23 protein-coding genes and 1 pseudogene are annotated in these 23,988 nt (G+C 70.8%); 16 read left to right on the top strand and 8 right to left on the bottom strand.

Features of this window, described 5'->3' with window-relative positions; genetic code table 11:
* Positions 1-255 precede the first annotated feature (255 nt).
* Positions 256-487: pseudogene (locus AQJ91_RS30035) on the top strand (thymidine kinase); the annotation flags it as partial.
* A gap of 124 nt (positions 488-611) precedes the next feature.
* Positions 612-2,297 (top strand): IS200/IS605 family accessory protein TnpB-related protein, encoded by a 1,686-nt coding sequence (locus AQJ91_RS30040; protein WP_407696944.1) that lies wholly within the window; start codon positions 612-614, stop codon positions 2,295-2,297.
* On the opposite strand, the gene AQJ91_RS30045 is transcribed toward AQJ91_RS30040, so the two are convergent.
* Positions 2,294-3,097 (bottom strand): VOC family protein, encoded by an 804-nt coding sequence (locus AQJ91_RS30045; protein WP_067027764.1) that lies wholly within the window; start codon positions 3,095-3,097, stop codon positions 2,294-2,296. The genes AQJ91_RS30040 and AQJ91_RS30045 overlap by 4 nt on opposite strands.
* A gap of 298 nt (positions 3,098-3,395) precedes the next feature.
* Between AQJ91_RS30045 and AQJ91_RS30050 the strand changes: the two genes are divergently transcribed.
* Entirely contained in the window at positions 3,396-4,247 is an 852-nt protein-coding gene (locus tag AQJ91_RS30050; RefSeq protein WP_107122576.1) for a sulfurtransferase, read from the top strand.
* Positions 4,248-4,680: 433 nt separating this feature from the next.
* Here the strand turns inward: AQJ91_RS30050 and sepH are convergent, their stop codons facing one another.
* From sepH to AQJ91_RS30065, 3 genes are all read right to left on the bottom strand, one after another.
* Positions 4,681-5,715, bottom strand: a complete 1,035-nt coding sequence (gene sepH / locus AQJ91_RS30055) for a septation protein SepH (RefSeq protein ID WP_067027766.1) — start codon at positions 5,713-5,715, stop codon at positions 4,681-4,683.
* Positions 5,716-6,147: 432 nt separating this feature from the next.
* Positions 6,148-7,467 (bottom strand): D-arabinono-1,4-lactone oxidase, encoded by a 1,320-nt coding sequence (locus AQJ91_RS30060; RefSeq protein WP_067027769.1) that lies wholly within the window; start codon positions 7,465-7,467, stop codon positions 6,148-6,150.
* On the bottom strand, positions 7,427-8,653 hold the full coding sequence (locus AQJ91_RS30065; protein ID WP_067027770.1) for an MFS transporter: 1,227 nt from the start codon (positions 8,651-8,653) through the stop codon (positions 7,427-7,429). Before AQJ91_RS30065 ends, AQJ91_RS30060 begins: the two co-directional genes overlap by 41 nt.
* Before the next feature lie 189 nt (positions 8,654-8,842).
* On the opposite strand from AQJ91_RS30065, the gene AQJ91_RS30070 reads away from it, so the two are divergent.
* Complete coding sequence (locus AQJ91_RS30070; RefSeq protein ID WP_067027772.1) at positions 8,843-9,985, top strand: ferrochelatase; 1,143 nt, start codon at positions 8,843-8,845, stop codon at positions 9,983-9,985.
* An 8-nt stretch (positions 9,986-9,993) separates the two neighbouring features.
* Positions 9,994-10,809: an inositol monophosphatase family protein gene (locus AQJ91_RS30075; RefSeq protein ID WP_067027774.1), complete on the top strand. Its 816-nt coding sequence runs from the start codon at positions 9,994-9,996 to the stop codon at positions 10,807-10,809.
* A 79-nt stretch (positions 10,810-10,888) separates the two neighbouring features.
* Here AQJ91_RS30075 and AQJ91_RS54635 read toward each other — a convergent pair whose 3' ends face one another.
* The gene (locus AQJ91_RS54635; RefSeq protein WP_199848057.1) at positions 10,889-11,062 is read right to left on the bottom strand and encodes a hypothetical protein; all 174 of its coding nucleotides are present in this window, start codon (positions 11,060-11,062) and stop codon (positions 10,889-10,891) included.
* Positions 11,063-11,477: 415 nt separating this feature from the next.
* On the opposite strand from AQJ91_RS54635, the gene AQJ91_RS30080 reads away from it, so the two are divergent.
* The 4 genes from AQJ91_RS30080 to AQJ91_RS30095 all read left to right on the top strand — a co-directional run bounded on the left by AQJ91_RS30080 (position 11,478) and on the right by AQJ91_RS30095 (position 15,000).
* Positions 11,478-12,131 (top strand): response regulator transcription factor, encoded by a 654-nt coding sequence (locus AQJ91_RS30080; RefSeq protein ID WP_007385219.1) that lies wholly within the window; start codon positions 11,478-11,480, stop codon positions 12,129-12,131.
* A 6-nt stretch (positions 12,132-12,137) separates the two neighbouring features.
* On the top strand, positions 12,138-13,376 hold the full coding sequence (locus AQJ91_RS30085) for a sensor histidine kinase (RefSeq protein ID WP_067027776.1): 1,239 nt from the start codon (positions 12,138-12,140) through the stop codon (positions 13,374-13,376).
* 393 nt (positions 13,377-13,769) lie between these two features.
* Complete coding sequence (locus tag AQJ91_RS30090; RefSeq protein ID WP_005481602.1) at positions 13,770-14,066, top strand: DUF4193 domain-containing protein; 297 nt, start codon at positions 13,770-13,772, stop codon at positions 14,064-14,066.
* A 13-nt stretch (positions 14,067-14,079) separates the two neighbouring features.
* On the top strand, positions 14,080-15,000 hold the full coding sequence (locus AQJ91_RS30095; protein ID WP_079085270.1) for a hypothetical protein: 921 nt from the start codon (positions 14,080-14,082) through the stop codon (positions 14,998-15,000).
* Positions 15,001-15,034: 34 nt separating this feature from the next.
* Here AQJ91_RS30095 and AQJ91_RS30100 read toward each other — a convergent pair whose 3' ends face one another.
* Entirely contained in the window at positions 15,035-15,496 is a 462-nt protein-coding gene (locus tag AQJ91_RS30100) for a DUF3093 domain-containing protein (protein WP_067027779.1), read from the bottom strand.
* Between the two features lie 58 nt (positions 15,497-15,554).
* Here AQJ91_RS30100 and AQJ91_RS30105 point away from each other — a divergent pair, with 58 nt between their 5' ends.
* From AQJ91_RS30105 to AQJ91_RS30135, 7 genes are all read left to right on the top strand, one after another.
* Positions 15,555-16,139: a PaaI family thioesterase gene (locus tag AQJ91_RS30105; RefSeq protein ID WP_067027781.1), complete on the top strand. Its 585-nt coding sequence runs from the start codon at positions 15,555-15,557 to the stop codon at positions 16,137-16,139.
* The gene (dut, locus tag AQJ91_RS30110; protein WP_067027784.1) at positions 16,136-16,687 is read left to right on the top strand and encodes a dUTP diphosphatase; all 552 of its coding nucleotides are present in this window, start codon (positions 16,136-16,138) and stop codon (positions 16,685-16,687) included. The genes AQJ91_RS30105 and dut overlap by 4 nt, the downstream gene beginning before the upstream one ends.
* Position 16,688: 1 nt before the next feature.
* Complete coding sequence (locus AQJ91_RS30115) at positions 16,689-17,453, top strand: DUF3710 domain-containing protein (RefSeq protein ID WP_067027786.1); 765 nt, start codon at positions 16,689-16,691, stop codon at positions 17,451-17,453.
* A gap of 191 nt (positions 17,454-17,644) precedes the next feature.
* Positions 17,645-20,254: a sensor histidine kinase gene (locus tag AQJ91_RS30120; protein ID WP_067027788.1), complete on the top strand. Its 2,610-nt coding sequence runs from the start codon at positions 17,645-17,647 to the stop codon at positions 20,252-20,254.
* A complete protein-coding gene (locus AQJ91_RS30125) occupies positions 20,248-20,964 on the top strand; it encodes a response regulator (RefSeq protein ID WP_067027790.1) in 717 nt (238 codons plus the stop codon). The genes AQJ91_RS30120 and AQJ91_RS30125 overlap by 7 nt, the downstream gene beginning before the upstream one ends.
* 46 nt (positions 20,965-21,010) lie before the next feature.
* On the top strand, positions 21,011-21,409 hold the full coding sequence (locus AQJ91_RS30130; RefSeq protein ID WP_079085271.1) for an OB-fold nucleic acid binding domain-containing protein: 399 nt from the start codon (positions 21,011-21,013) through the stop codon (positions 21,407-21,409).
* 3 nt (positions 21,410-21,412) lie between these two features.
* The gene (locus AQJ91_RS30135; RefSeq protein WP_067027792.1) at positions 21,413-22,126 is read left to right on the top strand and encodes a DUF3159 domain-containing protein; all 714 of its coding nucleotides are present in this window, start codon (positions 21,413-21,415) and stop codon (positions 22,124-22,126) included.
* Between the two features lie 359 nt (positions 22,127-22,485).
* Here the strand turns inward: AQJ91_RS30135 and AQJ91_RS30140 are convergent, their stop codons facing one another.
* Together AQJ91_RS30140 and AQJ91_RS30145 are read right to left on the bottom strand one after the other, a co-directional pair.
* Positions 22,486-23,163 carry a potassium channel family protein gene (locus AQJ91_RS30140; RefSeq protein WP_067027794.1) on the bottom strand — a complete coding sequence of 226 codons (678 nt, stop codon included), beginning with the start codon at positions 23,161-23,163 and terminating at the stop codon, positions 22,486-22,488.
* The gene (locus tag AQJ91_RS30145; protein ID WP_067027796.1) at positions 23,163-23,834 is read right to left on the bottom strand and encodes a potassium channel family protein; all 672 of its coding nucleotides are present in this window, start codon (positions 23,832-23,834) and stop codon (positions 23,163-23,165) included. Before AQJ91_RS30145 ends, AQJ91_RS30140 begins: the two co-directional genes overlap by 1 nt.
* Between the last annotated feature and the right edge of the window lie 154 nt (positions 23,835-23,988).

The raw sequence follows: 23,988 nt of genomic DNA on the forward strand, positions 1-23,988 counted from the left end.
TTGGCCAAGCAGACCAAGGAAGATGCCGCTCCGTCGCGAGACTTCGCCGAGGAGATGGCCTCCCGGGCCTACGCGTTGCTGGCGGATCCCCGGACCTGGGAGCAGCCGAACGGACTCGTGCGGGAATGGGCCCAGCACGTGGCCGAGCATCCGGCCATTCCCGCCGAACTTCGAGAAGCGCGGCACGACAGCATCCCGTGCCGCAAGCACTTGGCGGCGACACCCGGAGCAGGCTGCCCCGCGGCATCTACCTCCGGCTCCCAGCGCCTGGAGGAACTCGCCGACCGCGTCGAGGTCCTCCAGGTCGAGGCCCTGTGCTGGTGCGGCTCCCGCGCCACGCACAACGCCCTCGATATGCGGCGAGATGGTGGTCGCGGGCGCCCAGGTGGTGGTCGGCGACGTGAACCAGGTGGGCGCCATCGGCTACGAGGTGCTGTGCCGCCGCCACCATCGCCGCCGGATGACCGCGGCCACGGCAGGGGCGTAGTGAGTGCTGGGCTGGGTTTCAGCCTGGTCGAACGGGCGCCGGTCCTCTCTGTATGCGGCGTGCTCTGGGCCGGTCGCGAGAGGGAACGAGAGTTCTTGGGTCGAATGAGTGACCTTTGCGGAGGATGCTCGTTGACTGCCGTGACGGGGATCTTCGGCCGGGCGGGGGTGAACGGGTGGGCGTGCTGCGGGAGTTGGCAGCGTCGTTCGTGGTGCCCGGTCCGTCGGGGGTGGCCGTCCGGGACCGGCTGCGGGTGAGCGAGTCGGATGCGGCGGTGCTGGCCGAGGTCGGTGTCTTCCTGGGGTCGCTGGCGGTGGGTGATCTCGCGGAGCGGTCCCGGCAGGGGCTGGAGCATGATGCGGCCTCGTGGGCGGTGCGCAAGCGGGCGCTGACGGGGAAGTCGTCGGCGCGCTGGGCGGGCAGTATCACCAAGGCCACCCACGACCAGTGGGCGCTGGCAAGGCGCGGACAGGTGACGCATCTTGAGTGGCTGCGCGCTCAGATCGCCGCGGTCGAGGCGCGGCTGACCAGGCCGCTGGGTGCCAAGGCCAACAAACGCGAAGGGCTGGCGCGCGGCTATGCCTCGCATGGTGAATGGCATGCCAAGTCCCGCCGCCTGCAGACCCTGAAGGCGCGGCTGGCGGTGGTGGAGGCGGACTGGAGCGCGGGCCGGGTGCACGTGGTACGTGGCGGCAAGCGCCTCGCGAACACTCGCCACCACGTGGAGGCGGCCGGGCTGAGCGAGCAGCAGTGGCGGGAGCGGTGGCAGGCGGAGCGGATGTTCCTGGCCGCCGACGGGGAGTCCGGCAAACGCTTCGGCAACGAAACCCTCCGCATCACCGACACCGGGCAGTTCTCCATCAAGCTCCCGGCCCCGCTGGCCCACCTGGCCAACGCGCCGCACGGCCGGTACGTCCTGGACGCGACGGTAGCGTTCAAGCACCGTGGGCAGGAGTGGCTCGATCGGATCACGGCGAACTGGGCGGTGGCCTACCGCATCCACCACGACACCGCGCGCGGCCGCTGGTATGTCACCGCCTCCTGGCAGCGCGCAACCGCCCCGGTCCTGCCGCTGGAGGCGGCGCTGGCCCGGGGCGTGGTGGGGGTGGACATGAACGACGACCACCTGGCCGCCTGGCGCTTGGATGGGCACGGCAATCCGGTCGGCGAGCCGCAGCGCTTCTTCTACGACCTGACCGGCACCGCGGAGCACCGGGACGCACAGCTGCGGCACGCGCTGACCCGCCTGCTGCACTACACCCAGCGGTGCGGGGCGGTCGCGATCGCCATCGAGGACCTCGACTTCACCGTTGGCACAAGCCGGGAGAAGCACGGTCGCAACAAGCGCTTCCGCCGGCTTCTATCCCGTTTTCCCACCGCGAAACTCCGCGCCCGGCTGGTGTCGATGGCCGCCGAGCAGGACGTCGCCATCGTCGCGGTCGACCCGGCCTACACCTCCCGGTGGGGTGCCCAGCACTGGCAGAAACCGCTGACCCCCCCGACTCGCAAGATTTCCCGGCACGATGCGGCGAGCATCGCGGTCGGGCGACGCGCCCTCGGGTATCCGATCCGGCGACGGACGGCACCGCCCCCGCATCACCAGAGTGATGGTGCGGGGCATCGGACCGTCCAGGCCCGACCGGACACCCGATGGCGTGAGGAAACCCGCCGCCACCTGCCCGGACCGCGCACCGGATGCGCGCCGCCCGGTGGTGGATCGAAAGCGGGGGACCAGTGTGCCCAACACCGTTCGGGGCACGCGGCTGGGCATGGGTTCTGGCAACAGGACTCACTCCCGCTCATTCTTTAGGAACGGTTCTGGATCAGGGCGAAGAGGGCCCCTTCCAGGTCCGTCACCGTGGACACCCGGCCGTGGGCGGTGTCGTGCGGGGGCTTGCGGATGTGGCCGCCCAGGTCGGCGACGCGGGCGGTCGTCTCGTCGAGGTCGGCCACTTCGAAGTACGTCATCCAGTGCGGGCCCCGGTCGCGGGGCAAGGAGTGGCCGACGCCGTGGATGCCGGCCACCGGGCGGCCCTTGATGTGCAGGGTCACGTAGTCGAAGTCGGCGGAGACGACGGGCTCTTCGTCGTAGGCGAACACCGTCTCGTAGAACTTGGCGACGCTCGCGGACTCGAAGGTCAGCAGCTCGTTCCAGGCGGGAGTGCCGGGTACGTCCGTGATGGCCGTGCCGAGGTGTGCCGCCGCCTGCCAGATGCCGAAGACCGCGCCGGACGGGTCCGAGCAGATCGCCAGCCGGCCGGCCTCGGCGGCGTCCAGCGGGCCCACCCCGACCGTGCCGCCGCACGACCGCACCGTCTCGGCGGTCAGATCCACGTCGTCCGAGGCGAGATAGGGCGTCCAGGCGATCGGAAGGTGCCGGTCGGGCGGCAGCTGGCCGATGCCGGCCACCTCCTGGCCGTCGAGGAGGGCCCGTACGTAGGGGTCGAGTTGCTGGAGGCCCGGCTGGAACTCCCAGCCGAACAGGGCCCGGTAGAAGTCCTGGGTCGCGGCCATCCCGTGCACCATCAGGCTCACCCAGCAGGGCGTGCCGGGTGCGTGCCGAGCGTGCGCTTCGCCGTTCAGGCCGGCCGACCCCCGTGCCTCGGTCATCGTCACTCTCTCCTCAGCCCCCTCGCGGTGGCCGTGTCGCTTCCGCTCTCCGGACCCCGTGCCGCATGCTCGCACCACCCGCGGGGCGGCGCGCTGCGGGCGCGCCGCCGCACGGTTGCCGGTGACCGGAGAATGCCCGGTGTGCGGGTTCCCGTCCGTTTCCGTGCGATTGCCGACGGATGTTGATCGGCTGTACAGCATGTGCCCGATCCCGTACGCCTCGTGATCGAGCCTGTCCGGCCGAGCAGAGTAGCCGGACATGGATGATGCGGCCACCCCGTGCGCGAGGATGGTGGCCATGAACGCCATCATCTCCGCAACCGAACTCGCGAGCGAGCTGGCCGGTCAGAATCCGCCAGTGCTGCTCGACGTCCGCTGGCAGCTGACCATGGCCAAGGCGGCCGGGGAGCCGCCGTTCGACGGCCGGGCCGAGTACGCGGCCGGGCACATCCCCGGTGCCGTCTACGTGGACCTGGACCGGGAACTGGCCTCCGCGCCGGGCACCCGCGGCCGGCATCCGCTGCCTGATCTCGCGGTCTTCGGGGCGGCGATGCGACGGGCGGGCGTGTCGGCTGGGACGCCGGTGGTCGTGTACGACGGCGGACAGGGCTGGGGGGCCGCCCGTGCGTGGTGGCTGCTGCGCTGGACAGGTCACCCGGACGTGCGGGTCCTCGACGGTGGGTTGCCGGTCTGGGAGGGGGAGTTGCCAGTGGACGTCCCCGAGCCCGCGGAGGGCGACTTCGAGCCGAAGCCGGGGGCGGTGGAGATGCTCGACGGGGACGGGGCCGCCGCGCTTGCCCGGTCCGGGGTGTTGCTGGACGCGCGGGCGGGGGAGCGGTACCGGGGTGAGGTGGAGCCGATCGATCCGGTGGGCGGGCACATTCCCGGGGCGGTGTCCGCGCCGACGAACGACAACGTGGGGGCGGACGGGCGGTTCCTTCCGGCGGAGGAACTGGGTGCGCGGTTCAAGGCGCTTGGTGCTGTGGAGGGGGCCGACGTCGGCGTTTACTGCGGCTCTGGTGTGTCCGGGGCGCATGAGGTGCTGGCGTTGGCGGTCGCGGGCATTCCGGCCGCGCTGTACGTCGGTTCGTGGTCCGAGTGGTCGTCGGATCCGTCGCGGCCTGTGGCTGTGGGGCCGGATCCTCAGTAGCCCGGCGGCGTGAGGGCTGGGGGAGGGCGGGTCGCGCGGCCCGGCCCTATCGGGGTGCCGCCTCTCCTTGGGACGGGCGCCGCCCCAAGCGGCACGACTGCCCGCAGGCTGCGTGGCTTGGTCGGCCGAGGTCGCGTGACCCCGGTTGTCCGCAGGCTGCGTGGCGCGCTGCCCGCAGGCTCGGCGGCCGGCTAGCTGCGTGGCTTGGCTGACGGAGGTCGCGCGGCCCTGTTTTCCACAGGCTACTTGGCCTGGTTGGCCCAGCCTCCGCGGCTCGCAGGCTACGTGGCTTGGCCGACCGAGGCCGTGTGGCCCGGCGCGCGGCGGGCTACGGGCTCAGCCGGCCGCAGGCCGCCTACGTATGAGGGCCCGCTGCCGGTATCGGCGTGCGGGCCCTCATCCTCCTACGGCTGTCTCAACAGCCGTACGGCCGTTACTCCTGCTTCTTCCTTCGCGTCCCGAACACGATCTCGTCCCAGCTCGGGACCGCTGCCCGGCGGCCGGGGCGGACGCCGTCGGCCTCGGCCTGGCGGTCGGTCGAACCGATGAGGCGGTCGCGGTGGCTGCCGACGGAGCGGGGCATGAGGACGTCCGCGTAGGCGGAACCGGCCGAGGCGGCGGGGGCCGGGGGCTCCTCTGCCTCCGGTTCGGCCGGGGGCTCCTCCGGGTCGGGCTCCGCCGGGCGCTCCGGGACCACCAGGTCGCCCCGGAAGCTCGGTACCGCCTCCAACAGGCTGGTCAGCGAGTCCCGTTCCTCCGCGGTCTCCTCCACCGGCTCGGGTGCCGGCGCCGGCAGGCTCGGCCGCTCCCGGTCGGGGGCGCGGTCCAGCGGGCGGTCGCGCGGCAGCCGCGCGATGCGCGGTACGAAGGGAAAGCTGGGCTCCGGCGCGGCGAGGTCCTCGGACTCGCCGATCAGCGAGCGCGCCTCCTCGTCGACGGCCTGCACGAGCCGCCGGGGCGGGTCGTACGTCCAGCTCGCCGCGTGCGGTTCGCCCGCGACCCGGTAGACCAGCAGGACCTCCCAGGTGCCGTCGTCGCGGCGCCACGAGTCCCACTGGACGGTGTCCTTCTCGGCGCCGCGCAGCAGCAGTCGTTCGTGGACGGCCTCGCCGAGCTGCGGCCCCGCGTTCTCTCCGGGGCGGCGGACGGGAGTCTTGCGGGCCCGCTCGGCCATGAAGGCGCGCTCGGCCAGTACAGGGCCCTCGAAACGGCGTACCCGATCCACGGGGATGCCGGCGAGCTGCGCGACCTCTTCGGCCGTCGCACCTGCGCGTATACGCGCCTGGATGTCACGGGGGCGGAGATGGCTCTCCACCTCGATCTCGATCTGGCCGAGGCGGGGCCGGTCGCCGCGAACGGCGGCACGCAGCCGTTCGTCGATCGGAAGCGTGTACTCCGTAGAGTCGGCAGCTTTCAGCACCAGCCGTGTGCCGTCATTCGAGACGGCCACGACACGCAGTTCGGGCATGGGGACCTCCCGGGTGGTGCCTGCCGACGTCACGTGCGTCGCTGCTTCCGCTAGTCGAGTGTGGCCTGCCCGGGTGCAGCCTGCCACAACCTTGCCGAGTTGCCCGGCGTGTCGGGCACGGGCCCTGGATCGCCGTTATGGCACGGTTACCTATTCGCAACGCTAAGTGACCAACTCCGTCACCCTGTGCAACTGGCCCCCTCCCGGCGGTCCTTGAAGGCCACGGAACGCCCTGGCGGGAGACCTGACCCAGGGCTCGCAACAGTACTCCATTTGGGCCACGTGCGTGGATTGGCGCGCCGCCCAACTTCTGGCAACGGGCGGGACTCGGCCGCTCGTTGCCCGGCTTTCGGATCTTGAACGTGGCGTACATCACGCAACCAGCAGAAACGGAACTAATGGTTCGGCGCCGGAGAAGTGAACTCCGCGCCGCTACGCCCCCAGCACCCTGCGCAAGTAGTCGTTCTGGAACCGTCGGTCGGGATCGAGCCGGTCCCGCAGGGCGGTGAACTCGCCGAAGCGCGGGTAGACCTGGGCGAAGTACTCGGCGTCCCGGGTGTGCACCTTGCCCCAGTGCGGTCGGCCCTCGTGCGCGGTGAAGATGCGCTCGGCGGCTGTGAAGTACCGCTGGTACGGCGTGCCCTTGAACATGTGGACGGCGATGTACGCGCTGTCCCGGCCGGAGGCGGTGGACAGCGTGATGTCGTCGGCGGGGGCGGTGCGTACCTCGACGGGGAAGCTGACCCTGAGGTCCGAACGGTCGACCATCGCCTTGAGTTCGCGCAGCACCTCTACGGCGGCGGCGCGCGGAACCGCGTATTCCATCTCCACGAACCGCACCCGGCGCGGTGATGTGAAGACCTTGTAGGGAATGTCGGTGTAGGTCCGCGCGGACAGCGCCTTGCTGGAGATCTGCGCGATCGCCGGGACCGCGGCGGGCGCCGCGCGGCCGACCAACTGGGCCACCTGGAAGACGCCGTTGGAGAGGAACTCGTCCTCGATCCAGCCCTGGAGCTGCGGTACCGGCTTCTCGGGTCCGGCGCTGCGGTTGTTGCGCTTGGTGTTGGTGCTGCCGGTGTGCGGGAACCAGTAGAACTCGAAGTGCTCGTTCTCGGCCCAGAGTTCGTCGAAGTCCGCCAGGACCTTGTCGAACGGCATGGGCTCTTCGCGCGCCGTGAGGAGGAAGACCGGCTCCACGGCGAAGGTGATCGCCGTGACGACGCCCAGCGCACCGAGGCCTATCCGGGCGGCCGCGAACACCTCCGGATTCTCCTTCTCGGAGCACGTCAGGACCGTGCCGTCGGCGGTGACCAGCTCGAGTCCCCTGATCTGGGCGGCGATCGAGCCCGATTCGCGGCCCGTGCCGTGGGTGCCGGTGCTGGTGGCGCCGGAGACCGTCTGCTCCATGATGTCGCCCATGTTCGTGAGCGACAGGCCCTCGCGGACCAGGGCCATGTTGAGCCTCTTGAGCGGGGTGCCGGCCTCGACCGTGACCGTCATGGCATCACGGTCAATATTGCGGATGCCGGTCAACAGTTGAGGGCGGATCAACACACCGTCGGTGGCGGCGATGGACGTGAAGGAGTGCCCGGTGCCGACGGCCTTCACCTTCAGGCCGTCCTCGGCCGCCCTGCGTATCGCCGCGGAGAGCTCCTCCACCGAGGCGGGAGTGACCTCCCGCGCGGGGCGGGCGGCGACATTGCCGCCCCAGTTACGCCACGTACCGTTCTTCACGCTCGCTGTGCTGCTCAACGACGCCTCCCCGACGCGGAGCCGGCCTGCTGAGCCGGCGGTACCCGAGGAAACCGACCGCGACCGCGACGGCCCCGGACACCGCCGGGACCCCGTACCCGGCGTCCGCACCGGCAGCGTCGATCACCCAGCCGGCCGCGGAGGAGCCGAGCGCGACTCCGACCGCGAGCCCGGTGCTCACCCAGGTCATGCCCTCGGTCAGTTGCGCGCGTGGTACGTGCTGTTCGATCAGCGACATGGTGGTGATCATCGTGGGAGCGACGGTCATGCCCGCAACGAACAGCGCCACGGCCAGAAACGGCAAGTTTCCGACCAGTAGGAGGGGGATCATACTCACGGCCATCGCGCATATGCCCAGCAGCCAGCGAGGTTCGGGCGCCCCCTTGAAGCGCACCAGGCCGAAGACGAGTCCCGCCGCGCAGGAACCCGCCGCGTACAGCGCCAGCACCACGCTCGCGGCGCCCTTGTGGCCCTGCTCGTCGGCGAAGGCCACGGTGACCACGTCGACCGCCCCGGTCGCCACGAAGGTGGCCACGAGAACCTGCAGCCCGGGGGCGCTGAGGGCGGATCCGCCGCCCCGGTGCGCGCGCGGGTGCGGCGCGGGCTCGGTGGCGCGCTGCGCGGTCAGCCAGAAGACGCCGACGGCCAGGAAGCAGGCCGCGAGCAGTGGACCGGCCTCCGGGAACCACACCGTGGACAGGCCGATGGAGATGATCGGCCCGAAGATGAAGCAGACCTCGTCCACCACGGACTCGAAGGAGTACGCGGTGTGCAGCTGCGGGGTGCCCTGGTACAGGGCGGCCCAGCGGGCGCGGATCATCGCGCCGACGCTGGGCACACAGCCGACGCCGGCGGCGCACACGTAGAGCGTCCAGTCCGGCCAGCCGTAGTGCGCGGCGAACAGCAGCCCGGCCGCCGCGCTGAGCGAGATCAGCGTCGCCGGGCGCAGCACCCGCCGCTGCCCGTGCCGGTCGACCAGCCGGGAGACCTGGGGGCCCGCCACCGCGGCGGCCAGCGCCATGGTGGCCGACAGGGCGCCCGCGAGTCCGTACCGCCCGGTCAGCTGGGACACCATCGTCACCACGCCGATGCCCATCATCGACAGCGGCATCCGGCCGAGGAGGCCCGCGGCGGAGAAACCCTTGCTGCCGGGGGCGGCGAACAGGGCGCGGTAGGGGCTGGGCACGGGGTCTCCGGCGGGTCTGCGGCGGGTGAACGGGTGTGGCTGGTGGCCGAGGCCATCTTCGTAAGGTGCTAATGCCGCCGATACAGCTTACGAGTTAGGTGACCCTAACGCACCTTGCGGGGTGGGCCGGATCCGTTGTGGACACCCCGCCGTTGTCCGGCTGTCAGTACCGGGTGGCACGATCTACTCATGTCAGACGCGCTCGAAGTCACCCCCCACGACGCCACTCCGTACGACGCCCTGCTCCTGCTCTCGTTCGGCGGCCCGGAGGGCCCGGACGACGTGATTCCGTTCCTGGAGAACGTGACGCGCGGCCGCGGCATCCCCAGGGAACGCCTGAAGGAAGTGGGCGAGCACTACTACCTGTTCGGCGGGGTCAGCCCGATCAACGACCAGAACCGCGCCCTCCTGGACGCCCTGCGCAAGGACTTCGCCGGCCACGGCCTGGACCTGCCGATCTACTGGGGCAACCGCAACTGGGCGCCCTATCTGACGGACACCCTGCGTGAGATGGTCGCCGACGGGCGCCGCCGCATCCTCGTCCTGGCCACCAGCGCCTACGCCTCGTACTCGGGTTGCCGCCAGTACCGGGAGAACCTCGCCGACTCCCTCGCGGCCCTGCAGGCGGAGGGCCTGGAGCTGCCGAAGGTCGACAAGCTGCGGCACTACTTCAACCACCCGGGCTTCCTGGAGCCCATGATCGACGGCGTGCTCGACTCCCTTGCCGACCTCCCCGAGGACGTCCGGGACGGCGCCCACATCGCCTTCTCGACCCACTCGATCCCCAACGCCTCCGCGGACACCTCCGGCCCGGTCGAGGAGCACGGCGACGGCGGCGCGTACGTGAAGCAGCACCTGGAGGTCGCGCAGCTGATCGCCGACGCCGTCCGCGAGCGCACCGGCGCCGACCACCCCTGGCAGCTCGTCTACCAGTCCCGCTCCGGCGCCCCGCACATCCCGTGGCTCGAGCCCGACATCTGCGACCACCTGGAGGAGCGGCGCGAATCCGGCGTCCCGGCGGTCGTCATCGCGCCCATCGGCTTCGTCTCCGACCACATGGAGGTCCTCTACGACCTCGACACGGAGGCCAGGGCCAAGGCCGAGGAGCTCGGTCTGCCGATGCGCCGCTCGGCCACCGTCGGCGCCGACCCGCGATTCGCCGCCGCGGTCCGCGACCTGGTCCTGGAGCGCGCCGCCGTCGAGCGCGCGGACGAGGTCACGCCCTGCGCCCTGGGCGGGCTCGGCGCGAGCCACAACCTCTGCCCGGTCGGCTGCTGCCCGGCCCGCGCGCCCAAGCCCGCCGCCGCGGGCGCCGACAGCCCCTACGCGTGAGGAGCCCCGTGACCGACGCCCTGCACACGGACCTGCTCGACCTGGCCCAGGAGGCCGCCCGCCGCGCCGGCGAGCTGCTGCGGGACGGCCGCCCGGCCGACCTCGCGGTGGCCGCCACCAAATCCAGCCCGATCGACGTCGTCACCGAGATGGACATCGCGGCGGAGAAGCTGATCACGGACCTGATCTCCGAGCAGCGCCCGGACGACGGCTTCCTCGGCGAGGAGGGCGCCGCCACCGAGGGCACGAGCGGCGTCCGCTGGGTGATCGACCCGCTCGACGGCACGGTCAACTACCTGTACGGACTGCCGACCTGGTCCGTCTCCATCGCGGCCGAGCAGGACGGCGAGACCGTGGTCGGGGTCGTCGCGGCGCCGATGCGGGGCGAGACGTACCACGCGGTCCGCGGGCGCGGTGCCTGGGCGACGGGGGCCTGGGACGGCGAGCGCAGGCTCGCCTGCCGGCCCACGGCACCCCTGGACCAGGCCCTGGTGTCCACCGGCTTCAACTACGTGACCGAGGTCCGCACCCACCAGGCCGACGTCGCCCGGAAGCTGATCCCGCTGCTGCGCGACATCCGCCGGGGCGGCTCGGCCGCGGTCGACCTCTGCGACCTGGCCGCCGGCCGGCTCGACGGCTACTACGAGCGCGGCCTGAACGCCTGGGACCTCGCCGCCGGCGACCTGATCGCCCGGGAAGCGGGCGCCCTGACCGGTGGACGCCCCGGAGAGCGCCCGTCACGTGATCTGGCGGTCGCCGGTACTCCGGGCGTCTTCGAGCCCCTCCAGCGGCTCCTGGAGGACTTCGGCGCCTGGCACGACTGACGGCAGTGCCTCGCACGACAACGCAGCGGGCCCCCGGCGCTGGATTCGCCGGGGGCCCGCTGTCGTGCTCACGAGCTTGTCAGACGCTTGACGCGCCGACCTCCACACCGTGTTCGGCGGCGAGGCGGCGCAGGTCGTCGAGTTCGGCCTGCTCCACCTCGACGAGGAAGTCGTCGCCCTCGTCGCGAGCCCGCGTCAGGTCGGACTCGGTCGCCCTTATGCGCTGCAGAAGTCCTGCGGTGAATGCGTCCATGCTGCGCCCCCTCGTCCTGGGTCGTGGGTCGGTGGCACGGGGGTGTGCCGTTCGGAAGGGGCGATCACGTCTCTGACGGGTGCCCAGCGCTGCCCGTGCTGGGCGGCGACGGTGCCGGACACCCACGCCCACTCTGCGGAAAGCGGATCCCGGCGTACCGCATGGTGCTGCGGCACGTGCAGAGCGTGATCGCGGGGTGTAAAGCCGTCCTCCCCCCGCTCCCTTCCACGGAAACCTCAACCCAACGAGAAAATCTCGCATTCCCGGGTCTCACACCCGGCCTTCATGGCCCGCTCACCCGCCTTACAGCCGACTTATGGCCGAAAAGGGCAGGATGGAGGCCAACACACCCAGCGAACCCCTGCCCGTGCGCGAGACAAGCGCTACGCGGGTGGACACAGGAAGGACAAGCGACGTGCGCGTACTCGTCGTCGAGGACGAGCAACTGCTCGCCGATGCGGTGGCCACCGGACTGCGCCGGGAGGCCATGGCCGTCGACGTCGTGTACGACGGTGCGGCCGCCCTGGAGCGCATCGGCGTCAACGACTACGACGTGGTCGTCCTCGACCGCGACCTCCCGCTCGTGCACGGCGACGACGTCTGCCGCAAGATCGTCGAGCTCGGCATGCCCACGCGCGTGCTGATGCTCACGGCGTCGGGCGACGTCAGCGACCGTGTCGAGGGCCTGGAGATCGGCGCCGACGACTATCTGCCCAAGCCGTTCGCCTTCAGCGAGCTGACCGCACGCGTGCGTGCCCTCGGCCGCCGTACGAGCGTGCCGCTGCCGCCCGTGCTGGAGCGCGCCGGGATCAAGCTCGACCCCAACCGCCGCGAGGTCTTCCGCGACGGCAAGGAGGTCCAGCTCGCGCCCAAGGAGTTCGCCGTCCTGGAAGTGCTGATGCGCAGCGAGGGCGCGGTCGTCTCCGCGGAACAACTGCTGGAGAAGGCCTGGGACGAGAACACCGACCCGTTCACGAACGTGGTCCGGGTGACCGTGATGACCCTGCGCCGCAAGCTCGGCGAGCCCCCGGTCATCGTGACCGTGCCCGGCTCCGGCTACCGGATCTGACACCCGATGGCCACCACTCCCGCGCCCCCCGCGGCGCCCCCCAAGCCCACCTGGGACCCGAGGAAGCCGGAGCCCCCCTTCCCGTGGCTGCGTCCGACCATCCGGATAAGGCTCACCCTGCTGTACGGCGGCATGTTCCTGATCGCCGGCATCCTGCTGCTGTCGATCATCTACCTGCTGGCGGCGCAGGCCCTGCGCGAGGGCAGCGGCCAGTCCTTCCAGGTGACCGGGAACAACATCGACATCACCAGCCCCAGCTGCCCGAAGCTGGACACGGCGCCCTACAGCGAGATCAACTCGGTACTCAAAGAGTGCGACGCCGCCCAGCGCCGGCACGCCCTGGACGACCTGCTCAGCCGCTCCCTGCTGGCCCTCCTCGGCCTCGCGATCATCGCCTTCGCCTTCGGGTACGCCATGGCCGGCCGCGTCCTGTCGCCGCTCGGCCGGATCACCCGCACCGCGCGCGCCGTGGCGGGCTCGGACCTGTCCCGCCGTATCGAGCTGGACGGCCCGGACGACGAGCTCAAGGAGCTGGCCGACACCTTCGACGAGATGCTGGAGCGGCTGCAGCGGGCCTTCACCGCCCAGCAGCGCTTCGTCGGCAACGCCTCGCACGAGCTGAGAACACCGCTGGCGATCAACCGCACCCTGCTCGAAGTGCACCTCTCCGACCCGAACGCGCCGGTGGAGCTGCAGCAGCTCGGCAAGACGCTGCTGGCCACCAACGAGCGTAGCGAGCAGCTCGTCGAGGGCCTGCTGCTGCTCGCCCGCAGCGACAACCAGATCGTCGAGCGCAAGCCGGTGGACCTCGCCGAGGTCGCCGAGCAGGCCGTCGACCAGGTGCACGCGGAGGCCGAGGCCAAGGGCGTGGTGATCCGGGGTGAGCAGAAGCCCGCGGTCGTCCAGGGCAACGGCGTCCTGCTGGAGCGGATCGCCCTGAACCTCGTCCAGAACGCCGTGCGGTACAACGTCCCCGAGGACGGCTGGGTCGAGGTCACCACCGAGGTCCAGCACGGACAGGCGGTCCTGGTCGTGTCGAACACCGGGCCGGTCGTCCCGGCGTACGAGATCGACAACCTCTTCGAGCCCTTCAGGCGGCTGCGTACCGAACGCACCGGCAGCGACAAGGGTGTAGGACTGGGGCTGTCCATCGTGCGGTCCGTGGCACGGGCGCACGGTGGTCATATCTCGGCACAGCCGCGCGAAGGAGGCGGGCTCGTGATGCGGGTCACCCTGCCTATCTGAGACCATGTGTCGCCACACAACGGGATGTTCGCTTTGCGCGGAATTTCCTGGGCACTCGCCGAGCAGTACCGTGTGTGATCGATCACAAGGGCGAATTTCCAGCCATCTACTCTCCGTGATCATGCGGCTGTCGGAAAGCCGGGAAAATCCGGGTTTTCGGGGGTCCTGATCACGGGAAGTACACGGTGAGACGCCTTTGAAGTGCGGCATTAGGACCGTGTACGGTCCCGTTCGCCATCCAAGCCGATCACTCTTGAGGAGTCCGGTTGGGTGTCGATTGAGTAACAGACCTTGATGTGAGGCAAAATCTCCGCCTCGGGTCGGGCACAAGTCCGGCCTCTCACGCGTTACGTGCGCTGGAGACACCGCAGACACCCAGAGGGGGAGAGCGACATGGCAACGGATTACGACACCCCACGCAAGACCGACGACGACGTCGACTCGGACAGCCTTGAAGAACTGAAGGCTCGACGTAACGACAAGTCGACTTCCGCAGTGGACGTCGACGAATTCGAGGCCGCCGAAGGCCTCGAACTGCCCGGAGCCGACCTCTCCAATGAGGAGCTGGCCGTTCGGGTGCTGCCCAAGCAGCAGGACGAGTTCACCTGCATGAGCTGCTTCCTGGTGCACCACCGCAGCCAGCTGGCCCGCGAGAAGAACGGCCAGCCGATCTGCCGCGACTGCGACTGAGGAGGGGTCGGCCGTGACTGGCTCGACCCCTCCCTGGAAGCGCCGTTCCCGCCCGCCGGGAGCGGACCAAGGGCCGTCCGACGGCCCTCACGCGCGTGAGGACGAGCGGGGCTCATCCAGTACGGGAGCCTCGCTCGAACCAGCGGCCGGCCGGGTCGACCTCCCGGCGCAGGCCGGCGCTCCCGCGCCCGCCGCCCGGCGGCGGGTGGCGGTGATCCGGGACAGGACAAGGGAAGGTGTCCGTAAGGGCGGCAGCCGCGCCAGGGCAGGACTGGCGTACCTCGCCGACCGGATCATCGACAACGCCCCGCGGATCCCCGTACGGGACCTCGAGACGCTCCGCAGGCAGTTCCCGGGCCTGGGGCCGGAGCAGCTCGCGGACAAGCTCGTGGCGGGCGCGGCGAACGCGACGTCCACGGTCGGAGCGGGGGTCGGGGCGGCGGCGATGCTGCCCGTGCCGCCCGCGATGCCGGCGGAACTGGCCGCGGAGATCACCGGCGTGGCGGCGATCGAGCTGAAGCTGATCGCGGAACTCCACGAGGTCTACGGCGTGCGGCCGCCGGGGAATCTGAAGCAGCGCAGCACCGCGTACCTGGACTCCTGGTCGGGGGAGCGCGGGATCGACGTGACGAAGCCGTCGACGATGAGCGCGGCGTTCAACGGCCATATGAAGCGCGAGCTGCGCCAGCAGATCATGAAGCGGACGGTGCGGAACCTGCCGAACCTGATGCCCTTCATGGTGGGCGCGGCCGTGGGCGCGGTCATGAACCGCCGGGACACGAAGAAGCTCGCGGCCCGGATCAGGCAGGACCTGCGCAAGACGCAGGTGCCGTGGGACGCCCTGTCCGGCCTGCCGCCGCTGGAGCCGCCTGCGGACCCCCTGAAGCTGGGGGACATCGCGAAGGGCCCGGGGCGCAGAGAACTCGAAGGCTGAGCACGCCGACCGGTCGACGGATCAGCCAGGTGTGCTACGGCGTCGGCTCGGCCGCCTGCAGGGCCGCCGCCAGCCGCTCCGGCTCCCGCGTCGACAGGTACAGATACGGCGTCGGGTCCTCCGGGTCCGTGACCTCCACACGCAGGGCCGTGGGGATGTAGGCGCGCAGCAGCAGGAAGGCTCGGGTGTCCGCCTTGTACGTGCGCCAGGCCCGGGCCTCCTCGGGGTCCAGGATCTCCGCCTCGCCCAGGGCGGCGAGCGGGATCCTCGCCTCGCCCGCGATCAGGAAGTCGCCCACCACACGGATGCGGACCGAGCCGTACGAGCTGGCCACGACGGCCGCCGCGGCGGTGCCGCCGGCCAGGCCGGCCAGCATCGGGAGCGTGCCGAAGGGCAGGAGGATCAGGGCCAGGGAGACCCCGACCAGGAACGAGATCAGCCACCAGGAGCGGGGGGCGGTCAGGCGTTCTTCGTAGGGGGCGGCGGAGAGCTGCATGAAGCCAAGCTTGGCACGGTGGCGGTGGGCGACGGGCGGGCGGGTAAGGTCTGCGGCTGTGAGTGGTACTTCCGCAGCTCTTCAGCCTCCGGCCGACGCCGTGAAACCGGCGCGGCATCCTGATGCTCCCGCGCCCGGTGAGCTTCTCGGTGCGCACTACGGCCAGTGCTTCGGGTGCGGCGGTGAGCAGGCCCACGGGCTGCATCTGGAGGCGCGGGCCGGTGACGGGGTCTCCCTCACCGCCGAGTTCACCGTGCAGTCCGCCCACCAGGGGGCACCGGGCCTGGCGCACGGCGGGGTGCTCGCCAGCGCCCTCGACGAGACGCTCGGCTCGCTGAACTGGCTGCTGCGGACGATCGCCGTGACCGGGCGGCTGGAGACCGACTTCATGCGGCCCGTGCCGGTGGGCACCGTGCTGCATCTGGCGGCCGAGGTCACGGCGGTGGCGGGACGGAAGATCTACTCCACCGCCACCGGGCGGATCGGCGGCCCCGACGGGCCCGTCGCCGTCCGGGCCGACGCCCTCTTCATCGAGGTGAAGGTCGACCACTTCATCGACAACGGCCGCCCGGAGGAGATCCGGGAGGCCATGAACGACCCGGACCAGGCCCGGCGTGCCCGTGCCTTCGAGGTGAACCCGTGAGCCGTGACCCCGTGAACGTGCTGATCCGGCGCGTCGACCCCGACGTACCGCTTCCGTCGTACGCGCACCCCGGTGACGCCGGCGCGGATCTGCGGACCACCGAGGACTGCGAACTGAAGCCGGGCGAGAGGGCCGTACTGCCGACAGGGGTGTCTGTGGCGCTCCCGGAGGGGTACGCGGCCTTCGTGCACCCTCGATCCGGGCTCGCCGCCCGCTGCGGTGTCGCCCTCGTGAATGCCCCGGGGACGGTGGATGCCGGGTACCGTGGGGAGATCAAGGTGATCGTGGTGAATCTCGACCCGCGCGAGTCCGTGCGGTTCGAGCGCTTCGACCGGATTGCTCAACTGGTCGTCCAGCAGGTCGAGAGGGTCCGCTTCCAGGAGGTCGCGGAGCTTCCCGATTCGGCGCGGGCCGAGGGGGGCTTCGGGTCCACCGGCGGGCATGCCGCGGTGGGAGTCGCAAGCGGCACAAGCGGTCAGGCCGCCACCGGCGGCACAACGGGTGGGAATCGATACGCTTCGGTCGTATCCGACCGGGAAGGACAGTGACGTGTTCGGACGTCGCAAGAAGAAGGGTGCCGCCGAGGACGCGGCCGGCGAGGCCGAGCAGGTCGTCGACAGTGTCGACACTGAGGCGGACGAGGAAGACGGCAAGCGCGAGCGGGTGCGGCTCGAGCCGGAACCGCGGCCCGACGGGCCCTGGGACAGCACCGAGGTGCGCGATCCGGCCGAGGGCCGGGTGGACCTCGGCGGTCTGCTCGTGCCGGGCGTCGACGGCATGGAACTGCGCGTCGAGGTAGCGGGCGACGCGATCGTCGCGGCGACCGTCGTGCTGCGCGACAGTGCCATCCAGCTGCAGGCCTTCGCCGCCCCCAAGCGCGAGGGCATCTGGGGCGAGGTGCGCGAGGAGATCGGCTCCGGCATCACCCAGCAGGGCGGCATCATCGACGAGGTCGAGGGCTCGCTGGGCTGGGAGCTGCGGGCCCAGGTGCCGGTACAGCTGCCGGACGGCACGGGCGGTTTCCAGGTCGTGCGGTTCGTCGGCGTGGACGGTCCTCGCTGGTTCCTGCGCGGTGTGATCTCGGGCCAGGGCGCGGTACAGCCGCAGGCGGCCGGGCTGCTCGAGCAGATCTTCCGCGACACGGTCGTGGTCCGCGGCGACGGCCCGATGGCCCCCCGCGACCCGATCGTCCTGAAGCTGCCGAACGACGCCCAGATGGTCCCCGAGGGCGTCCAGCAGGAGGAGGCCGGATCCCGCTTCTCCGGCGGCATGGGCCAGCTGCAGCGCGGTCCGGAGATCACCGAGGTCCGGTAGGCAGCGAACGCGAGCAGGGCCGTGTCCCCGAGGAGGGGGTACGGCCCTTTTCTCGTGCCCCGGCATGGCCACGGGACCGTCAGGGTTGCGTCAAAGACCGGCCCTGAGCTGTGCCCGGACCCTTTTGTCGCGATTATTGGTCGTAAGGTCGACGCTGCGTAGGCAGCAGTGACCGGGAAGACAATGGGGCCATGGGACGCGGCAAGCTTCGGATCTACCTCGGCGCGGCACCGGGCGTCGGCAAGACATACGCCATGCTCTCCGAGGCGCACCGCCGTAGCGAACGCGGCACCGACTGCGTGGTGGCCTTCGTCGAGCACCACAAGCGGCCGCGCACCGAGGTGATGCTGCACGGTCTCGAGGAACTCGCCCGCAGGGAACTGGAGTACCGCGGCACGACGTTCACCGAGATGGACGTCGCCGCCGTCATCGCCCGCCGCCCCCAGGTGGCCCTCGTCGACGAACTCGCCCACACCAACATCCCCGGCTCCCGCAACGCCAAGCGCTGGCAGGACGTCGAGGAACTGCTCGCCGCCGGGATCGACGTCGTGTCGACCGTCAACATCCAGCACCTGGAGTCGCTGGGCGACGTCGTCGAGTCGATAACGGGCGTGCGCCAGCAGGAGACCGTGCCGGACGAGGTGGTGCGGCGGGCCGACCAGATCGAGCTGGTCGACATGTCGCCCCAGGCGCTGCGCCGCCGTATGGCCCACGGCAACATCTACCAGCCCGACAAGGTCGACGCGGCCCTGTCCAACTACTTCCGGCCCGGCAACCTCACGGCGCTCCGGGAACTGGCGCTGCTGTGGGTGGCCGACCGGGTCGACGAGTACCTGAACGAGTACCGCAGCGAGCACCAGGTGTCGAAGATCTGGGGCTCGCGGGAGCGGATCGTGGTCGGTCTGACCGGCGGTCCCGAGGGCCGTACGCTGATCCGCCGCGCCGCCCGCCTCGCGGAGAAGGGCGCCGGCGGTGAGGTCCTCGCCGTCTACATAGCCCGCAGCGACGGGCTGACGTCCGCCTCGCCCAAGGAACTCGCCCTCCAGCGCACCCTCGTCGAGGACCTCGGCGGCACCTTCCACCATGTCGTCGGCGACGACATCCCGGCCGCCCTGCTGGACTTCGCGCGCGGCGTCAACGCCACCCAGATCGTCCTCGGGTCCTCACGCCGCAAGAGCTGGCAGTACGTCTTCGGACCCGGCGTCGGCACCACCGTGGCCCGGGAGTCAGGTCCTGACCTCGACGTGCACATCGTCACGCACGACGAGGTCGCCAAGGGGCGTGGCCTGCCCGTGGCCCGGGGAGCGCGGCTCGGCCGATCCCGGATCATCTGGGGCTGGCTCCTGGGGGTCGGCGGCCCGGCGGTGCTGACGCTGCTGCTCACCCACGTCGACGCCAATCTCGGCCTCGCCAACAACATGCTGCTGTTCCTGTCGTGCACGGTGGCCGCGGCCCTGATCGGCGGACTGCTCCCGGCACTGGCCTCGGCCACGGTGGGGTCGGCCCTGCTCAACTGGTTCTTCACCGAGCCGTACCGCACCTGGATCATCGCCGACGCCAGGAACATCGTCGCCATCGCCGTGTTCTTCGCGGTCGCCGTCTCGGTCGCCTCCGTCGTCGACCTCGCCGCCCGCCGCACCCACCAGGCCGCCCGGCTGCGCGCCGAGTCGGAGATCCTGTCCTTCCTCGCGGGCAACGTGCTGCGCGGCGAGACCAGCCTGGAGGAACTGCTGGAGCGGGTCCGCGAGACCTTCGGCATGGAGTCGGCGGCCATGCTGGAACGGGAGAGCGACGTCGATCCCTGGACCTGCGCCGGCCGCGTCGGCACCGGCGGACCCGTGGCGCGGCCCGAGGACGCGGACGTCGACATGCCCGTCGGGGACCACATGGCGCTCGCGATGACCGGCCGGGTGCTGCCCGCCGAGGACCGCCGGGTGCTCGCCGCCTTCGCCGCCCAGGCCGCCGTCGTCCTGGACCGCCGACGGCTCCGGGAGGAGGCCGGCCAGGCCAAGGAGCTGGCCGAGGGCAACCGCATCCGTACGGCGCTGCTGGCCGCCGTCAGCCATGATCTGCGGACCCCGCTGGCCGGGATCAAGGCGGCGGTGTCCTCGCTGCGGTCCGAGGACGTGGCGTGGTCCGAGGAGGACCAGGCCGAGCTGCTGGAGGGCATCGAGGAGGGCGCCGACCGGCTCGACCACCTGGTCGGCAACCTCCTCGACATGTCCCGGCTGCAGACCGGCACGGTCACCCCGCTGTTCCGCGAGATCGACCTCGACGAGGTGGTGCCGATGGCGCTCGGCGGGGTGCCCGAGGACAGCGTGGAGCTGGACATCCCGGAGACGCTGCCCATGGTCGCCGTCGACCCCGGGCTGCTGGAACGGTCGGTGGCCAACCTGGTCGAGAACGCCGTCAAGTACAGCCCCGACGGCCGGACCGTCCTGGTCGCCGCCAGCGCCATGGCCGACCGCGTCGAGGTACGGGTCGTCGACCGGGGGCCGGGCGTGCCCGACGAGGCCAAGGAGCGCATCTTCGCCCCCTTCCAGCGGTACGGTGACGCCCCGCGCGGTGCCGGCGTGGGGCTCGGCCTCGCCGTCGCACGCGGCTTCGCCGAGGCCATGGGCGGCACACTGAACGCCGAGGACACACCGGGCGGGGGGCTCACCATGGTGCTCACCCTGCGGGCGGCGGGACCGGGCGCCGGCGAGGTTCCCGGTGCCCGGGAGCCGCTTCACACCGGGGAGCCAGAGGGCTCCGGGGAACTTCTGCACGCCGTACGACCGGAAAGGCAGGCCACATGCTGAGCCCGACTGGGGGGACCCCCCAGACCCCCACGAGGGTGCTGGTGATCGACGACGAGCCGCAGATCGTGCGCGCCCTCGTGATCAACCTCAAGGCCCGCAGGTACGAGGTCGACGCGGCCCACGACGGCGCCACCGCTCTCGAACTCGCGGCCGCCCGCCATCCCGACGTGGTGGTGCTCGACCTGGGTCTGCCCGACATGGACGGTGTCGAGGTGATCCGGGGCCTGCGCGGCTGGAGCCGGGTGCCGATCCTGGTGCTGTCCGCCCGGCACACCTCCGACGAGAAGGTCGAGGCGCTGGACGCGGGCGCCGACGACTACGTCACCAAGCCGTTCGGCATGGACGAACTGCTGGCCCGGCTCCGCGCCGCCGTCCGCCGCGCCGAGCCCACCGGGGCCGGCGAGGACGACGTGATGGTGGAGACCGAGGAGTTCACCGTCGACCTGGCCGCCAAGAAGGTCAACCGGGGCGGGAAGGACGTACGGCTGACACCCACCGAGTGGCATCTGCTGGAGGTGCTGGTCCGCAGCACGGGGCGGCTCGTCAGCCAGAAGCAGCTGCTCCAGGAGGTGTGGGGGCCGTCGTACGGGACGGAGACGAACTATCTGCGCGTGTACATGGCGCAGCTGCGACGGAAGCTGGAGGCCGATCCGTCACATCCGCGGCACTTCATCACCGAGCCGGGGATGGGATACCGGTTCGAGCCCTAGTGCCGGGGGTTACCTCGCTGTCGGTGGGCCCCGGTACGCTTCAGACATGAGTGCTGTTCCTCGTTCCGAAAAGCCGGTGGGCCGGTTCCGGCGCATGCTTGACCGGCTTTCCTCGTCGCAGGAGGACCTGGAGTCCGAGGAGCTGCGCGAGGACGCCGAGACGGCCGGATGTACGCGGATCTGTGACTGTCACGACCGACAGATAGTGACGGTTACTGGTACCTTGCGCACGGTCACCCTGCGACCGCGTGCGGGCGTCCCGGCCCTGGAGGCCGAACTGTTCGACGGCTCCGCCGCCCTGGACGTGGTGTGGCTCGGCAGGCGCTCCATAGTCGGGATAGAACCGGGGCGCAGGCTGATCGCATCGGGCCGGATCTCGATGAGCCAGGGCCGCCGGGTGCTGTTCAATCCGAAGTACGAACTGAGACCCCTTGGACGGGAGTAGCCGGTGACGTCGCTCGACAAGCCGACGGAAGACACTGAGCAGGATTCCCGGGCGGTGACCGAGGCCGCGCTCTTCGAGGCCTTCGGTGGCATGCGCGGCATGATCGAGACAGTGCTGCCCGGCCTGCTCTTCGTCACCATCTACACGATCAACAAGGACCTCCACCTGTCGGCTATCGCCGCGCTCGGTGTGTCCCTGCTGCTGGTCGTGGTGCGCCTGGCGATGAGAGACACCGTCAAGCACGCCTTCAGCGGTGTCTTCGGCGTCGCCTTCGGTGTCGTCTTCGCGATGATGACCGGCAACGCGAAGGACTTCTACCTGCCCGGCATGATCTACACGCTGGGGCTGGGGCTCGCGTACATCATCACCACCCTGTGCGGTGTCCCGCTGATCGGTCTGATCCTCGGCCCGGTCTTCAAGGAGAACCTCTCCTGGCGCAAGCGCAACCCGGGGCGCAAGAAGGCGTACGCGAAGGCCAGTTGGGCCTGGGGTCTGATCCTGCTCGCCAAGTGCGCGATCCTCTTCCCGCTGTACTGGTGGGCCGACACGACGCAGCTGGGCTGGGTGCTGGTCGCCCTGAAGATCCCGCCGTTCCTGCTTGCCGTGTGGCTGACGTGGGTCTTCCTGGCGAAGGCGCCCGCGCCGATTGACGTGTTCGCGGAGATGGAGGCGGCGGAGAAGGCGGAGCGGGAGGCTGCGGCTCCGTCTGTGGACTAGGGGGTGTTTCGAAAGTCCCGCACAGCACCCACGGCGCCCGGCACGCTCCCCCACTGCCTTAAGGGCGTGGGAGGTGCCCCCACGCGCCGCACCGGCCAAAAGCCCAAGTACGTCCAGTACGAGGGCTTTCGTCCGGCGCGCCGAGAGCACGCACCGGACACCGCGGGCACCGCACAGGACTTTCGAAACACCCCCTAGGCGCCCAGCGTCGGTGCGGGCCTCGCTGGGGGGCTCCGCCCCGAGACCCCCGGCCTATGCCCACCCACCACCCGACTCGGTGGGACAAGAGGTGACGTGCAAGAGAAGGGGGCGCCCCGAGTTCTCGGGACGCCCCCTTCACGTCGTAATCCCCGGCGTGATCAACCCGCCGCGTCTTCCTTCCGTACCGACAGCAGGTCCTCCAGCTGTTCCTCGCGGGCCGGTGCGGCCACGAACAGCAGTTCGTCGCCCGCCTCCAGGGAGTCCTCGCGGGACGGTGTGAGGACGCGGGTGCCGCGGATGATGGTGACCAGGGACGTGTCCTCGGGCCACTCCACATCGCCGACCTGGGTGCCGGCCAGGGCCGACTCCTCGGGCAGGGTCAGCTCGACCAGGTTGGCGTCGCCGTGGCTGAAGCGGAGCAGGCGGACCAGGTCGCCGACGCTCACCGCCTCCTCGACCAGCGCTGACATCAGACGCGGCGTGGAGACGGCGACGTCCACGCCCCAGGCCTCGTTGAACAGCCACTCGTTCTTGGGGTTGTTCACCCGGGCGACGACGCGCGGAACGCCGTACTCCGTCTTCGCCAGCAGGGACACGACCAGGTTGACCTTGTCGTCGCCCGTCGCGGCGATCACCACGTTGCAGCGCTGTAGTGCCGCCTCGTCCAGGGACGTGATCTCGCAGGCGTCGGCCAGCAGCCACTCCGCCAGCGGGACGCGCTCGACCGAGATCGCGGTCGGCGCCTTGTCGACGAGCAGGACCTCGTGGCCGTTCTCCAGCAGTTCGCCCGCGATCGAGCGGCCGACCGCACCGGCACCGGCAATGGCGACCCTCATCAGTGACCGCCCTCCTCTTCGGGACCCTTGGCGAACGCCGCCTCGACCTTGTCGACCTCGTCGGTGCGCATCATCACGTGCACCAGGTCGCCCTCCTGCAGCACCGTCTGCGAGCTGGGCAGGATCGCCTCGCCGAGCCGGGTCAGGAACGCCACACGGACGCCCGTCTCCTCCTGCAGCTTGCTGATCTTGTGGCCCACCCAGGCCGCGGAAGCGTGCACCTCGGCGAGCTGGACACCGCCGGTGGGATCACGCCACAGCGGCTCAGCGCCCGAGGGCAGCAGCCGGCGCAGCATCTGGTCCGCCGTCCAGCGGACCGTGGCCACGGTGGGGATGCCCAGGCGCTGGTACACCTCGGCACGGCGGGGGTCGTAGATACGGGCCGCGACGTTCTCCACGCCGAACATCTCGCGGGCCACGCGCGCGGAGATGATGTTCGAGTTGTCACCGCTGGAGACGGCGGCGAAGGCGCCGGCCTCCTCGATGCCCGCCTCGCGAAGGGTGTCCTGGTCGAAGCCGATTCCGGTGACCCGACGGCCACCGAACCCGGGGCCCAACCGTCGGAAGGCGGTGGGGTCCTGGTCGATCACGGCGACCGTGTGCCCCTGCTGCTCCAGGGTCTGGGCGAGAGCGGAGCCCACTCTCCCGCAGCCCATGATGACGATGTGCACCGAACCTCTACCCCGCAGTCCTGGTCATCCCGATGACCTGCGAAAACACCCTGATCACTCTTCTCTCTCAGTCTGCCGGGCCATGATGGGCAACGCCCTCGGGCGTGGCCAGAACACGAGCTTATGCCGCAACCCCGGCCCTGCCCTCATCCGC

The sequence above is a fragment of the Streptomyces dysideae genome, from assembly GCF_001514305.1.
GTDB classification, from domain to species: domain Bacteria; phylum Actinomycetota; class Actinomycetes; order Streptomycetales; family Streptomycetaceae; genus Streptomyces; species Streptomyces dysideae.